Source organism: Flavobacterium tiangeerense (assembly GCF_007830355.1).
Taxonomy (GTDB): Bacteria; Bacteroidota; Bacteroidia; order Flavobacteriales; family Flavobacteriaceae; genus Flavobacterium; species Flavobacterium tiangeerense.
The window spans coordinates 338,469-352,166 of the sequence record NZ_VLKO01000001.1 but is presented as its reverse complement, the minus strand read 5'-3'; the positions used below and the strand labels follow the sequence as shown (position 1 = coordinate 352,166).

The 13,698-nt window shown below is 34.8% G+C and carries 10 protein-coding genes; 4 read left to right on the top strand and 6 right to left on the bottom strand.

Annotated elements, in window-relative coordinates:
• Position 1: 1 nt before the first annotated feature.
• Complete coding sequence (locus IQ05_RS01555; RefSeq protein WP_144889151.1) at positions 2-979, bottom strand: M23 family metallopeptidase; 978 nt, start codon at positions 977-979, stop codon at positions 2-4.
• A 317-nt stretch (positions 980-1,296) separates the two neighbouring features.
• On the opposite strand from IQ05_RS01555, the gene alaS reads away from it, so the two are divergent.
• The gene (gene alaS / locus IQ05_RS01550) at positions 1,297-3,933 is read left to right on the top strand and encodes an alanine--tRNA ligase (RefSeq protein ID WP_144889150.1); all 2,637 of its coding nucleotides are present in this window, start codon (positions 1,297-1,299) and stop codon (positions 3,931-3,933) included.
• A 196-nt stretch (positions 3,934-4,129) separates the two neighbouring features.
• On the opposite strand, the gene IQ05_RS01545 is transcribed toward alaS, so the two are convergent.
• Together IQ05_RS01545 and IQ05_RS01540 are read right to left on the bottom strand one after the other, a co-directional pair.
• Entirely contained in the window at positions 4,130-5,875 is a 1,746-nt protein-coding gene (locus IQ05_RS01545) for an ABC transporter ATP-binding protein (RefSeq protein ID WP_144889149.1), read from the bottom strand.
• Between the two features lie 221 nt (positions 5,876-6,096).
• Positions 6,097-6,933 carry a hypothetical protein gene (locus IQ05_RS01540; protein ID WP_144889148.1) on the bottom strand — a complete coding sequence of 279 codons (837 nt, stop codon included), beginning with the start codon at positions 6,931-6,933 and terminating at the stop codon, positions 6,097-6,099.
• 629 nt (positions 6,934-7,562) lie between these two features.
• On the opposite strand from IQ05_RS01540, the gene IQ05_RS01535 reads away from it, so the two are divergent.
• The 3 genes from IQ05_RS01535 (at position 7,563) to IQ05_RS01525 (ending at position 10,057) form a co-directional block, all read left to right on the top strand.
• Positions 7,563-8,342 (top strand): hypothetical protein, encoded by a 780-nt coding sequence (locus tag IQ05_RS01535; protein ID WP_144889147.1) that lies wholly within the window; start codon positions 7,563-7,565, stop codon positions 8,340-8,342.
• Positions 8,343-8,477: 135 nt separating this feature from the next.
• Entirely contained in the window at positions 8,478-9,434 is a 957-nt protein-coding gene (locus IQ05_RS01530; protein ID WP_144889146.1) for a GSCFA domain-containing protein, read from the top strand.
• A 2-nt stretch (positions 9,435-9,436) separates the two neighbouring features.
• Entirely contained in the window at positions 9,437-10,057 is a 621-nt protein-coding gene (locus tag IQ05_RS01525) for a DUF4230 domain-containing protein (RefSeq protein WP_144889145.1), read from the top strand.
• 72 nt (positions 10,058-10,129) lie between these two features.
• Here the strand turns inward: IQ05_RS01525 and IQ05_RS01520 are convergent, their stop codons facing one another.
• The 3 genes from IQ05_RS01520 to IQ05_RS01510 form a co-directional block, all read right to left on the bottom strand.
• Positions 10,130-11,887: an aromatic amino acid hydroxylase gene (locus IQ05_RS01520; protein WP_144889144.1), complete on the bottom strand. Its 1,758-nt coding sequence runs from the start codon at positions 11,885-11,887 to the stop codon at positions 10,130-10,132.
• Between the two features lie 222 nt (positions 11,888-12,109).
• Entirely contained in the window at positions 12,110-13,243 is a 1,134-nt protein-coding gene (locus IQ05_RS01515; protein ID WP_144889143.1) for an esterase-like activity of phytase family protein, read from the bottom strand.
• Between the two features lie 15 nt (positions 13,244-13,258).
• Entirely contained in the window at positions 13,259-13,693 is a 435-nt protein-coding gene (locus IQ05_RS01510) for a group III truncated hemoglobin (RefSeq protein WP_144889142.1), read from the bottom strand.
• Positions 13,694-13,698 lie beyond the last annotated feature (5 nt).

Below are 13,698 nucleotides of genomic sequence, written 5' to 3'. Positions count from 1 at the left end.
CTTAATCCAGCGACTGATTTTCTTGATTCGCTAATTGTGAAATAGCTACATATTCAACCGCCGATATGTTTCCGTAATAAAAATTAAGTGGGTTCACTACCTTTTTATCTTTCAATACCTCATAATGTAAGTGCGGAGCTTCTGATCGGCCAGTACTTCCTACGTAACCTATAATGTCGCCTCTTTTTACACGCTGTCCTGCTCTTGTATTGTACTTGCTCAAGTGTGCATACAAAGTTTCATATCCAAATCCGTGCCGAATTACAATATGATTTCCGTAGCCTGATGCCGTGTTGTCCGCTTTTGCCACAACACCATCACCAGTAGCATAAATAGGTGTTCCACTTTTAGCTGTAAAATCCATGCCTTCATGCATTTTACGCGCTTTCGTAAAAGGATCTGTTCGGTATCCAAAACCAGATGCCATGTGTTTTAGGTTCTCATTTCGTACCGGTTGAATGGCAGGAATAGCTGACAAAAATTCACTTTTAGCTGCTGCTAATTTTAAAATTTCGTCTAGTGACTTTGATTGAATGGCTAATTGTTTACTCATAACATCAATCCTTTTAGTGGTATTGATGACTAATTGTGAATTATTATAACCTTCCAGCAATTCATATCTATTTTTACCCTGAAAACCAGCTTTCCTAATAGAGTCTGGGATTGCAGTTTTGTTAAAATACACCCTATAAACATTGTTGTCACGTTCTTCTATTGCGTCAAGCGCACCGTTCACCTGATCCATTTTTTTATTGAGAATGGCATAATTCAATTTTAAATTTTCAATCTCTCGGGCTTGCAAGCGGTCTTTTGGTGTTTCAAAAAAAGGCGTGTTCAATAAAACGATGAAACTCAAAAAACCAAACAACGCGGCAGCTAGTATAAATAGAATAACAACACCAAATTTTCTCCTTTTTTGTGTTTTTATTTTCCTGTAGGCTAGATTTTCAGAATCGTAATAATATTTTACTTTCGACATATTTTAAAATACCCTATTTTTGCACACTATAATGGGTTAGACGAACAAATTTAAGAAATGTTTCATTTGTTACCATCTTTTTTTAGAATAAATAAATTAGGTGCCTGTTCCAGCTATTCGTTGCAAGTTTACCTTTTTGCCCTCTTTTTTTCTTTGGATCCAGCAGGAGCTTCCTACGGTCGCTCTGCCAGTTCCAGAAAAAATAGTTGGCAAAAATGCAAAGCTTTCCACTACTATCTGGGGCAAAAAAGAGTGAAAGATTATTAAGATTGAAAAATTCAATTCGTAGCAATCTTTAAATTATTTAAATCAAATCAATGACATCACAAGACGTACGCAAGCAATTTTTAGAATTTTTCGCCTCAAATGGGCATTTAATTGTTCCATCAGCACCTATTGTCCTGAAGGATGATCCCACCTTGATGTTTAATAATTCTGGAATGGCTCAGTTCAAAGAGTTCTTTTTAGGAAACGGAACTCCAAAAAATAATCGAATAGCCGATACTCAAAAATGCTTGCGCGTATCAGGAAAACACAATGATCTCGAGGACGTAGGTTTTGATACGTACCACCACACCATGTTTGAAATGCTTGGAAACTGGTCTTTTGGTGATTATTTCAAAAAAGAAGCCATCAATTGGGCTTGGCAACTTTTGACCGAAGTGTACAAAATCCCAAAAGAAAACTTATACGTTTCTGTTTTTGAAGGCAGTAAAGAAGATAATGTTCCTTTTGATCAAGAAGCGTGGGATATCTGGAAAACGTTAATTGATGAAGACCGAATCATCCTTGGAAACAAGAAAGACAACTTCTGGGAAATGGGAGATCAAGGACCTTGTGGCCCATGCTCTGAAATACACGTTGATTTGCGTACTGATGCTGAAAAGGCTTTGGTTTCAGGAAAAAGTCTCGTAAACAATGACCACCCACAAGTAGTTGAAATCTGGAATAATGTATTCATGGAGTTCAACCGTAAAGCCGATGGATCTCTTGAAAAACTTCCAGCACAGCACGTAGATACCGGAATGGGATTTGAGCGTTTGTGTATGGCTTTGCAAGGCAAAACATCTAATTATGACACGGATGTTTTTACACCACTTATCGAGAAAGTAGAACAAATTACAGGTTTTAAATACACATCTGATGAAGTGAAAAACATTTCAGAGGAACAGAATAAAACTAATATTGCCATTCGTGTCATTGTAGATCACGTGCGTGCCGTAGCGTTTGCAATTGCTGACGGACAATTGCCATCAAACACAGGTGCTGGTTATGTAATTCGTAGAATTTTGCGTCGTGCTATTCGTTACGGATTTACATTTTTGGATACCAAAGAACCTTTTATCAATAAACTGGTAGCGGTTTTGGCAAATCAAATGGGAGAATTTTTCCCAGAGATTAAAGCCCAACAACAATTGGTTACCAATGTAATTAGAGAGGAAGAAGCTTCGTTCTTACGAACCTTAGAACAAGGATTGCAATTGTTAGACAAAGTGGTTGCTGAAACATCAGGAAATGAAGTTTTAGGAGCAAAAGTTTTTGAATTGTACGATACCTTCGGTTTTCCAAAAGATTTAACCGCTTTAATTTTAAAAGAAAAAGGATACACCTACAACGAAACAGATTTTGAAGTTGAACTGCAAAAACAAAAAGCGCGTTCGCGTGCTGCTTCTGAAGTTTCAACCGAAGATTGGTCGGTTTTAATTCCTGGAAATGTAGAAACTTTTGTGGGTTACGATCAAACAGAAAACGAAGTAAAAATTACTCGTATTCGTAAAGTAGATTCTAAAAAAGACGGAATTTTATATCAAATCGTTTTAGACAATACACCTTTTTATCCAGAAGGTGGAGGACAAGTAGGTGATAAAGGAACACTAGTTTCTGCTAATGAAACGATTGACATCATTGATACAAAAAAAGAAAATAACTTAATATTACATTTTGCAAAACAGCTTCCAGAAAATATAGAAGCAGGTTTTACGGCAAAAGTAAATACGGATTTAAGAACATCAACTTCTAAGAATCACTCGGCTACGCACTTGATGCATTTGGCTTTGAGAAGTATTTTAGGAACGCACGCAGAGCAAAAAGGATCCTTAGTAAATCCAAACTATTTGCGTTTTGACTTTTCGCATTTTTCTAAAGTTTCAGATGAGGAATTACGTCAAGTAGAGGCAAGTGTGAATGCACAAATTGAAGCGCAGTTGCAATTGGTAGAACACCGTAATATCCCAATAAAAGAAGCATTAGAAAAAGGTGCAATGGCCTTGTTTGGAGAAAAATACGGGGATTCAGTTCGAATGATAGAATTTGGCGAAAGCAAAGAACTTTGTGGTGGAATTCACGTAAAAAACACAGCTGAAATCTGGCATTTCAAAATCATTTCTGAAGGTGCAGTAGCAGCAGGAATTCGTAGAGTTGAAGCCATTACGGGTGATGCAGTGAAGAATTTCTATCAAAATCAAGAAAATACTTTGGCGGAAATCAAAGAAACGTTGAAAAACCCACAAGATGTTTTAAAATCAGTAACTTCATTGCAAGACGATAATACGAAGTTAAAAAAACAAATTGAGCAATTATTAAAAGAGAAAATCGACGGATTAAAGGATGTTTTAGTTGCTGATTTTCAAGAGGTAAACGGTATTAACTTTTTGGCAAAGCAAGTAGATTTATCAATGAGCTCTACTAAAGATTTGGCGCAAGCCATAGGGACTGCTAAACCAAATTCATTTGTATTTTTAGCTTCAATTGAAGATAACACACCAAATATTCATTGCTATATTTCTAAAGAATTGGTTGCAGAAAAAGCGTTAAATGCAGGAACTGTAATTAGAGAATTAGGGAAATTAATCGATGGAAATGGTGGTGGACAGCCGTTTTTCGCTTCTGGAAAAGGAAAGAATGTAAACGGGATTGCTGAGACTTTGGCTAAGGCAGTTGAGTTTCTGAAGTAGTAATTACTTTAATCTCGCAGGACGCAGAACTGCAAAGTTTTTATAAAATCAAACCCGACAAGTTTTAAAGCTGTCGGGTTTTTGTTTGTCGTATTTATGCTTCTTTCTTATTTTATTTCATTTATCCTCCCTCGAAAAGACAAATAGTACCTTTAATTTATTTAGTTAACGACTTAAATTTTTTGAACCTTAAAATTTACTTTCTCTCACCAATCTGCTGACGCCACATGGCATAATACAACCCTTTTTCTTCTAATAATGCTTCGTGTTGGCCTTGTTCAATAATTTGTCCCTGTTCCAAAACAAAGATTTTATCAGCATGCATAACGGTTGACAATCGGTGTGCAATTAAAACAGTAATTCGGTTTTGGTCGGATATATTTCTAATTGTAGTATTAATTTCTTCCTCGGTAATAGAATCAAGAGCAGAAGTTGCCTCATCAAAAATCAATAAATTCGGATTTCTCAAAATGGCTCTAGCAATAGATAAACGTTGTTTTTCGCCACCAGAAACTTTAATACCGCCTTCACCGATAGTAGAATTTAAACCGTCTTCGGCACGCGCCAATAATGTATGACAACTTGCTTTGTGTAGCACTTCAAGTAGTTCTTCATCAGTTGCGGATGGTTTTACAAACAATAAATTTTCTCGAATTGTACCACTAAATAATTGTGCATCTTGTGTTACAAATCCGAGTTGTTTTCTCAAATCTAACAAATCAATTTCTTTAGAATCCATGTCGTTGTAACGCACATTTCCTTTTTCGGGAGGGTACAATCCAACAAGAAGTTTAACCAAAGTTGTTTTTCCTGCACCTGACGGGCCAACAAAGGCAATTGTTTCTCCTTGTTTAATCTCAAAATTTATGTTTTCAACAGCATTGTGTTTTGCTGATTTGTGCTTGAAACTCACATTAGAAAAGGCTAAAGATTGTATTGCACCAACATTTCTAGCATTTTTTGGACGAAATTCTGTGGGTGCATTTAATAATTCTTTGAAGTTTTCCATTGAAACTTTGGTTTCATTCAGCGCGATTATGAATGTTCCTAACTCTTGTAACGGTCCAAAAATAAAGAACGTAAAAAAGACCATTGTCAATAAATCACCAACAATAATTTTGCCTCCAAACAAGAAATAGTACAAGGTAAAAACAACACATGTTCTAAGAAAATGAACCGTTGTTCCTTGAATAAAACTTAAACTTCTAATAAAACGAATTTTTTGTAATTCGAGGTGTAAAATTTTAAGGGTGTTTAAATTCAGACGTTTTTCTTCTTGATACGTTAATCCCAAGCTTTTCACAAGTTCAATATTGCGTAAACTTTCTGTAGTTGATCCTGCTAAGGTGTTTGTTTGGGTTACAATTTTTCTTGAAACTACCTTTATTTTTTTGCCTAAATAAGAACTTACCAATGCAATAATTGGGGCTGTAATTAAGAAAATGAGTGAAATTCGGTAATCAATTTGCGAAACATACACCACTACAAAAACAAACCCAATAACGGTCTGGAATATTAACGAAATAGAGAGTGTAATTAATTTTTCGGAATCCTGACGAACCTTAGTTAATTTACTTAAAGTTTCACCACTTCGCTGGTCTTCAAATTGTTCATATGGCAAATCGAGCGATTTTTTGATGCCCTCTGTGTACATAGCTGCACCAGTGCGCTGAATGACAATATTGGTAAAATAGTCTTGAAAGTTTTTCGTAATTCTGGAAATCATTGCTGCTCCAAGGGATAATCCTAGCCAAAATGAAACCGATTTTAAAAAACCTATTTCGTTCCCTTTGTATTTTGAAATTCCAACACCGCAATCCTGCATTAATTTTCCAGTAATAATCGAGTCAGATAAGCTAAAGCAAATGTTTATTGCGGCCATAAGTAAGGCAATAAATAGTAAGGCTTTATGTTTTTTAAGATAAGAATATAATAGTTTCATAGTAATTCAAGAGTAGTTGCGTGGGTTTTTGCCCATGCAAAAATATCAAATAAATGTGCACTTTTGGATTCTTAAATTAGGAATGATTGTTAAATACAAATTTTAATCATTTTTAAAACCATATTCAAATAGTTGTTGGAATTAGGACTCTATTTTTACTACTAAAAATGCGGCTAACATCCTAAAATGTAATAGCCGCATTTTCTATTATGAAAGATATTTTATTTGCTCATGGCATATTTGTTTCCTTCGGTAGGTAAACATTTTTGGAATCCATATTCGTAATCTGGAGCAATTAGTTGCCAAAATACGGTTTGGTTTGGCTTCAGTATGTGCGTTGCAAAAGATGTTCCAATTTTGCCAGAATTATAAGGATTTGCTTTACCATTGATGGAATAAAACCAAAATACATAATCTGCATTTGGATTGGTTAAATCATAACAACTGCTGCTAAGATCTGCTGTGATTTCATAAGTTGAAAAAGGTATTAATGATTTAACATACAACTGTCCGCCGATGGTTACTGTTGTGTAGGGCATGTAGCCAAAATAGCGTTGGTTTACTGCATCCATAACATCTTTGATACTCGGATTAGGATTGCTTAGTTGAACAGTGTACGCTGGAGTCGAAATGGCGTAAGGTCCTCCATACTGCGGCTGTTCGACAAATCCATTTGTTTTGCAAGTAAAATCTACCGGACCATTTGTTACCTTAGGTAAATTGTAAACAATAGAAAAAGTATACAAAGCAGCACTGTTAGCGTCTTCGTTTACTGGTATTGCATCTTGTACCATTTTCGAACCTACGTTATGAAGTACGTTCTGTAAAAGTCTTAAAGAACGTCTGTAAGATTGAAGGTGTCTCGCTACCGTGTAACCATTAGCTGATTTATTGCTTAAATGAGCAATTGTTCTTCGTAGTACTGCGCGTTCTGCTTTCGTTATTCCATGAACATTTTCTGCTTCCGTTATCGGGTCAACCAAGAAGGTGTTCAATGCGTCATCGTTTGATAAAAGTAAGTTTACATAATTAAGTAAACTAGAATTTGATTGTTTCATAGTATTGATTTAGGGTTAAGTTTAGTTGTTAAATTCCATTTATGGCTGAGTTTAAGTCAGCTTTTGGTTTTTATTGTTTCATTGGGGCTACTTCAAAAACAATGTTTCGAATTCGGTTTAATTTAAATTTTGAAAAGAATAAATTTTATTCTTTTCAAAACTAATACAATTGAGAAAACTCAAAGCAAGTATAAATACCTGATTTTAAATAAGATGATTTTTTTTAACGAAAATAAAATAAATATTGAAAAACCCGGAAAAAGTGATAAATGCAGAAATTGTTATTATAGAATTGGGAATGTTAATTAAGGAAATTGATTGTGGATACTTTTTTTTCGAATCTGGAAAATGAAAAAAATGTATACGTAATTAAATAAACATTGTAGAAAGAAATAATGGATTTATGGTAGTGAAAAACTTAAATTTTCTCATGAGTCCTAATAGGAATACATTCTGTTTTTTATGAACACCTTAGTTGTTGAATCTTTAAAATAAAATGGAAATTCTTTTCAATAGCGCAGTTCAACCGAAAGATTAGGATTATGACGATGAATTTTTTATAAAAAAAAATTTGTCTAAATTTGTAAACTTTTATGCCAAAAATTAATGGGAGAAGTGATTGATTTATTATGAAAAATAAAATAGTTATAAATTTCTTTTTGTCTTTTATTATTTTAACATTTGTTTCATGTGCAAATGATACTGACGATAGTTTTAAATTGCTTCAAAAAGTAATTGAAACTACTGCAAGAGGAAATACGCAAACGTATGTATATGTTTATAATGGGAGCCAGATAGTTAGTATTGATGGCACTCAGGAACGCACAGACTTTACATACACCGATGGTTTGATTTCTAAAATGGTTAAACTTAATAAAACAAACCAACTTCTTGAAACTATTGAATACAGCTATTTTAAAGGGAAATTAGTGAGCGTTTCTTCTGTAGGAAAATATAAAATAAAGTACACCCATAATGCTGATAAAACAGTTTCTTTTGAAAAACTTATGCTACTTTCAGGAAATGTTGAGGTTAAAGAGTATCACGGAACCATACTGCTTTCTAATGGTAATTTAATCAAAGAAGAGCGTATTTATGATAATTCTCCAGCGGGAGAGGAATCTAAGTATAGCATTAGTTTTGATTATGATTCAAAGAAAAATCCGTTATTTAATATTGCAGGGTTCAAAGAATTATTAAATCAAAATGATAAAATTTCTATCAATAATAATGTTATCAGTACAGTAATTACGAGTACTTCAATAAACGGTCAAATTACATCATCTGCTACAACATATAAAAACGCATTTACCTATGATTTAGAAAATTATCCTAAAGAACGAGTTTCTGAATCTACGCCTTTATCTAGTGGATTCGTGGGGTATTTGAAAGTGGAATATTTTTATTAAGATAAAATTACTCAAAAAAAACCCTTTCAAAGTTTAAATTTTGAAAGGGTTTTTTTATTATCATGAATCAGGAATAAAGAACAAAATCTCATTTAATTCGCTAAAATTGTTGAAATTTGTTCCAAATACAATTCCATGCAATTCAGAACCGAAATCCCCATTCCTACCAGTAAATATCCTATTGATTATAATTCTAAAATCATGTCAATAGGTTCTTGTTTTGCGGTGAACATGGCCGAAAAACTGGATCTTTTTAAATTTCAAAACAGCTGTAATCCTTTTGGGATTTTGTTTCATCCTTTGGCAATTGAAAAACTCATATATTTTGCTGTTTCCGAAAAGAAATTTACAGAAGAAGATGTATTTTTTTATAACGAACGTTGGCATTGTTTTGATGTACATTCAGATTGGAGTCATGCTAATAAAGACGATTTACTCCATAACTTGAATGAGATTGTTACAGTAACAAAGCGACAAATAATCGAATCAACGCATATCATAATCACCTACGGAACCTCATGGGTGTATCGCAATATAGAAAGCCAAGCCATCGTGGCAAATTGTCATAAGGTACCGCAAAAACAGTTTCACAAAGAATTACTTTCTGTTGCAGCAATACAAGAAAGTATAACGAGGACAGTGGATTCAATTCGTACTCTAAACCTTGATTGCAAGCTTATTTTTACAGTATCACCAGTAAGACACATCAAAGACGGTTTTGTTGAAAACCAAAAGAGCAAAGCTAATATAATTTCTGCTTTGCACACTGTTTTGCAAGTTCCCCCTTCGGGGGCGGAGGGGGCTTACTTTCCTTCGTATGAGATCATGATGGACGAACTGCGAGATTATCGGTTTTATGCAGACGATATGTTGCACCCTAATACTCTAGCTGTCGATTATATTTGGCAACGCTTTAAAGAAACTACCATTTCTGAAACGGCTCACACTCTGATGGATGAGGTAGAAGCGATCCAAAAAAGCCTAGCTCACAAGCCATTCAACCCCAAATCTGAAAGTCATATTAAATTTAAGACAAGACTTAAGGAAAAAATAACTATCTTAGAAAATCAATATTCATTCATGAAATTTTAATTATGCTCAAAAGAATACTTATCGGAATCGGAATTATTATTGGTGTCTTTTTATTATTTAAATATTGCGATTTTAAGAAAAATGAGGATCAAGATATTACCTATAATACCAATCTCATTCAGCAGCAAATTCTTAACGTGGGCAAGTTGGTTGTTACTGAAGGGCATTTCTCTGAAGTGATAACATATAAAAATCAACAGAAATATTTGATGGACATGCTTTCTTTTGAGAAAAAAGCCTTAGTTGTTGTTAATGCGGATGTTACTGTGGCCTATGATTTACATCTTATGAAGTACGACATCGACTCTATCAACAAAACAATTACAATTGTGAGTATTCCCAAAGAAGAAATCAAAATCAGTCCGGATATTCAGTTTTATGATGTAGAACAAAGTAAGTTGAATCCGTTTACAGGCGATGATTACAATAAAATAAACAAATCTGTTAAAGCAAATCTGGCTAAGAAAGTTGAAAAATCAAGTTTAAAAACAAATGCTCAAAACCGATTGATCAGCGAGTTGTCTAAACTATTAATCACAACAAGTCAATTGGGTTGGACTTTAAAATACGAGGGACAGGTTATCACAACCGAAAAAGAATTTGGACAAAAAATAAAATTGTAACACAAAAAAATAACCGCAGATTCACAGATTTTTAGAAGTATTTAAAATCTGCGAATCTGCGGTTTATTGCTTTTAAGCTTTCGCTTTATCAAAAATCAAGTCCAAACCTCCTATAACTAAATGAGATACTTCAGGTCTTTTCAGTTTCATTTGATCTAAAAACACCAAAACTTCTTGCAGTAATTGAGGTTCGCTTCTGTCTTTAAGTAGTTCTGTAAGTTCTACCGCAAGCAACCAATCGTTAGGATGATTGCTCTGTATTTTTTCGAAAATGGGTCTCAAAGACGTTTCTTTATCTTTTGTTTCTCTGATATTTCGAACTGTTTGATATAAAATTTCTAAATCATCACGCTCAGCGCTATGTTTTGCTTTTATGGTAGTACTCGATGGCAAATGCGAAATCAAATCAAAACTATTTACATCAGCAGGCCCAGAAAACGCAGAAGTTACTTTCTTGCCCACCGCCATATCATAAACGCCCCATTCTGGCTGGAATAAAACCGTTTCACCATGTGTGACCGTGCAATTTTTAAAACGAATCAAAGTAATTTCACCTTGTAAATTTCTGGAGCCTGTAATAATTTCACCTTTAACCGTAATGCCGCCCTCAAACTCTAATGTCACCGTTTTTGATTCGAGTATGTCATAAGCGTTTAAGTCTTTTGGACTCATATCCTCAATAGCTAGATTGATGCCTTGAAGTTTACCTATTGGGCTACCAAAACCTTCAGCATGTGTCAATGTTCCATGACCTACTAATTCTTTTTCTCTGTATGCGAGCGCCGTTTTTCCGGTAGTTTGAATGTAAATGGGTTTGCCTTCATGCTCAATAACTGAGCTGAAAACTCCTGAAATTTGCAATCCAGTACTCAATTCGATCGTTCCTAAAGCATTCGAATCAATCAATTTGTTAATACCGGATAATCCACCAGTACGCAACGCCATTTTATTGGCAAACTCCTCTAAAACTAAATTTAAATAGGCAAATGTAGGTGTAACATACAGTTGCGGTTGTAATTTTGTAATGTCAAAACTTTGATTGGCTGCTGAGATATCGTAAGGTATTTTCTTTACTTCCTGAGTCATACAATGCGCACTCTCGCCTATAGAGGAAAGCAAACCAGCACCATATATTTTAGGATTTTCAACCGTCCCAATTAATCCGTACTCAACCGTCCACCAGTGTAAGTTGCGTATTTGCGCCATTTCTGAGAGTTCGCCCATGTTATTTTGCAAATCTTCAACTGCTTTTTCGGCAGCATCAATCGTAGCTTGTGGCGTACCTTCGGCTTCTTTTACGATTGAAAGCAGTCGGATAGCTTCGTACATTTCGTAATCTTTGTGCGAAGAAATTGCTTTGCAGCCTATTTCTCCAAAACGACGAAGGTATTCCGCATATTCTGGATTGGCAATAATAGGTGCGTGACCAGCACCTTCGTGAATAATATCTGGTGCAGGAGTGTATTCAATATGCTCTAGTTGGCGAATGTCCGATGCAATTACAAGTACATTATAAGCTTGAAATTCCATGAAAGCATTGGGCGGAATAAAACCATCAACTGCAACTGCAGCCCAGCCTATTTCGGTCAAAATGCGGTTCATGCCATACATACTCGGGATATTGTCTATCTCAATTCCCGTTTTTTTTAACCCTTCTAGGTACGAATTATGCGCCACTTTAGATAAATAATCCACGTTTTTGCGCATCACATAACGCCAAACCGCTTGATTTATGGGCGTATAATCGCTATAATCCTGAGGTTTAATAAATTGTTGTAAGTGTTTTGGTAATCGGTCTAATAACGGATTGCTTTCTATAGTTGTGTTCATGTCGAAAACGGTGTAGTTTTTATGCAAAAATACGAAATTCAGGAGCTAATTCCCGCTTTTCATTGCAAGTTTTTGCAAACCCGTTTGTTTTTCTAAAGTTTATAAAAGAGCTTCCTGCGGTCGCTTTTTATAAACAGGAAAAATCAAAACGGCTTTTTCAAAAAGCTTTCCATTGCAATCGGGGCTAGGGGAGTTGCGAATGATAAGATATTTTCGGATTTCCTACTCCATCACTTCAAACAAAAAGAACTGTGTTTTCTGTTTTTCCGCAAAATTATTGTCAGAAACCAAGATTAAAGATCGATTGCCATTAGCCAACTTGGGACCAAACGTAATTCCTTCGATATTATCAATAAAAATTCCCAAATCATCCATGTTTAGAACCAGTTTTTTAGATCCCAATTGTATGTTTTGATTCAGTAAGGAGGAGTTATTTTTAACATTAGTTGCTTTTTTTAGATCACACAAAAAAACTTTTACGGTGCATTCTTGTGTTCCCGTAGAGTAGGAGCGTTCCACAACAAGAAGTTTGTTTTTACTGTAATACTGAATTGCCGAAATTCCATTGACAGCAAAAGCACCACTCGGATTGGGTTCGCGGGCAATAGGTTCTAAAAGATAGCCGTATTGAGCTGTATTTCTTCCAGTTTTGGCATTAAACTGGTACAACCTTATTAAACCTCCTTTGCTAGTTATGGCTTGGTTACCATCCTCAAATAGCGGTTCCTCAATATTGGTGTAAATGTTTTTATAGTTTTTATCAAAAGTAAGACCTTCCAAAGTGCCATTGTTTCTTGGACCTTTTTCTATTTTTTGCATTTTTAGATTTTCTGGTAGTGTTACATTTCCTATAAAATCACCTTTTGTAGTCATGAAGTTCAAGGCAGGGTTTTGCAAAATTTCCTTATCTGCGGTCACTACTCGAGCTCCTTCGCTGCTCCATACTAAAGTGTTTGTTTTTGGATTAAATCGGATGTCTTCTGGATCTGTTGATGTGTTTCGTGTAGTGTTCCAGTTGCCATATACTTTTCCGGTTTCGTTTTTTAAAGTACTTACACTTTGAAACATGACATTTTTTAGAAGGTCATTTTCCAAAGCAATGGTGGCAGTGTAATAACGAGCCTCATTAAAAATCGATCGATCATCGGAAATGATGTAATACAACTCTTTTTTTGGATCATAATCAATACCAGATAAGCCACCAATTTTGGTGTTTTGAATTTGGGTATCAAACGGAATTTCAATAGTGTTTAATAGTTTTAATTTCGGGATGTGAATGTGTTCAGCGATTTGTTTTACATTGGCACAAGAGAAAAGAAATACAGGAAGAACAACTAAAAAAAGTAATTTGCGCATAGAATTGATTGTGTACTAGATAAAAATAAGATAGCTGCAGCTAATAACGTTACGATGGATTAATCTGATTTTTTTCAACGTTAGGAAATAGTCAATCTTGTAATGAAACATATCAGCCATGGCTTTTGCTCTATATTTGGCTTCATCTGCCAGTGGCCCTTGGAATAATTGATTGGTAGTTTGTGTAAATAGTTCCATCCAACGGTTAAAGTGATCTTTGCCAATAGGGAGCTGTTTGTGAGGTGGAAAGGGACTTCCAGAATAAGAGTGAACTTCTAGCAAAATAGTTTCCCAAAATCCATACATTTTTTCTAAATGTTCCGGCCAACGGTTGCCTATTTTTTCGTTGAAAATAGGGCCAATTATTTCATCTTTTTGCACTTGAGCGTAAAAAGTATTGACTAAGAGTTTAATGTCCTCTAAGGAAGCAATATCGGTTTGTGGTATCATAATTT

What these genes read in the sequence shown, in the direction of transcription:
- IQ05_RS01540 (WP_144889148.1), bottom strand. Translation starts at nt 6,933, where the DNA reads ATGAAACAATCAAATTCTAGTTTACTTAATTATGTAAACTTACTTTTA.
- alaS (WP_144889150.1), top strand. Translation starts at nt 1,297, where the DNA reads ATGACATCACAAGACGTACGCAAGCAATTTTTAGAATTTTTCGCCTCA.
- IQ05_RS01555 (WP_144889151.1), bottom strand. Translation starts at nt 979, where the DNA reads ATGTCGAAAGTAAAATATTATTACGATTCTGAAAATCTAGCCTACAGG.
- IQ05_RS01510 (WP_144889142.1), bottom strand. Translation starts at nt 13,693, where the DNA reads ATGATACCACAAACCGATATTGCTTCCTTAGAGGACATTAAACTCTTA.
- IQ05_RS01520 (WP_144889144.1), bottom strand. Translation starts at nt 11,887, where the DNA reads ATGAACACAACTATAGAAAGCAATCCGTTATTAGACCGATTACCAAAA.
- IQ05_RS01515 (WP_144889143.1), bottom strand. Translation starts at nt 13,243, where the DNA reads ATGCGCAAATTACTTTTTTTAGTTGTTCTTCCTGTATTTCTTTTCTCT.
- IQ05_RS01530 (WP_144889146.1), top strand. Translation starts at nt 8,478, where the DNA reads ATGCAATTCAGAACCGAAATCCCCATTCCTACCAGTAAATATCCTATT.
- IQ05_RS01525 (WP_144889145.1), top strand. Translation starts at nt 9,437, where the DNA reads ATGCTCAAAAGAATACTTATCGGAATCGGAATTATTATTGGTGTCTTT.
- IQ05_RS01535 (WP_144889147.1), top strand. Translation starts at nt 7,563, where the DNA reads ATGAAAAATAAAATAGTTATAAATTTCTTTTTGTCTTTTATTATTTTA.
- IQ05_RS01545 (WP_144889149.1), bottom strand. Translation starts at nt 5,875, where the DNA reads ATGAAACTATTATATTCTTATCTTAAAAAACATAAAGCCTTACTATTT.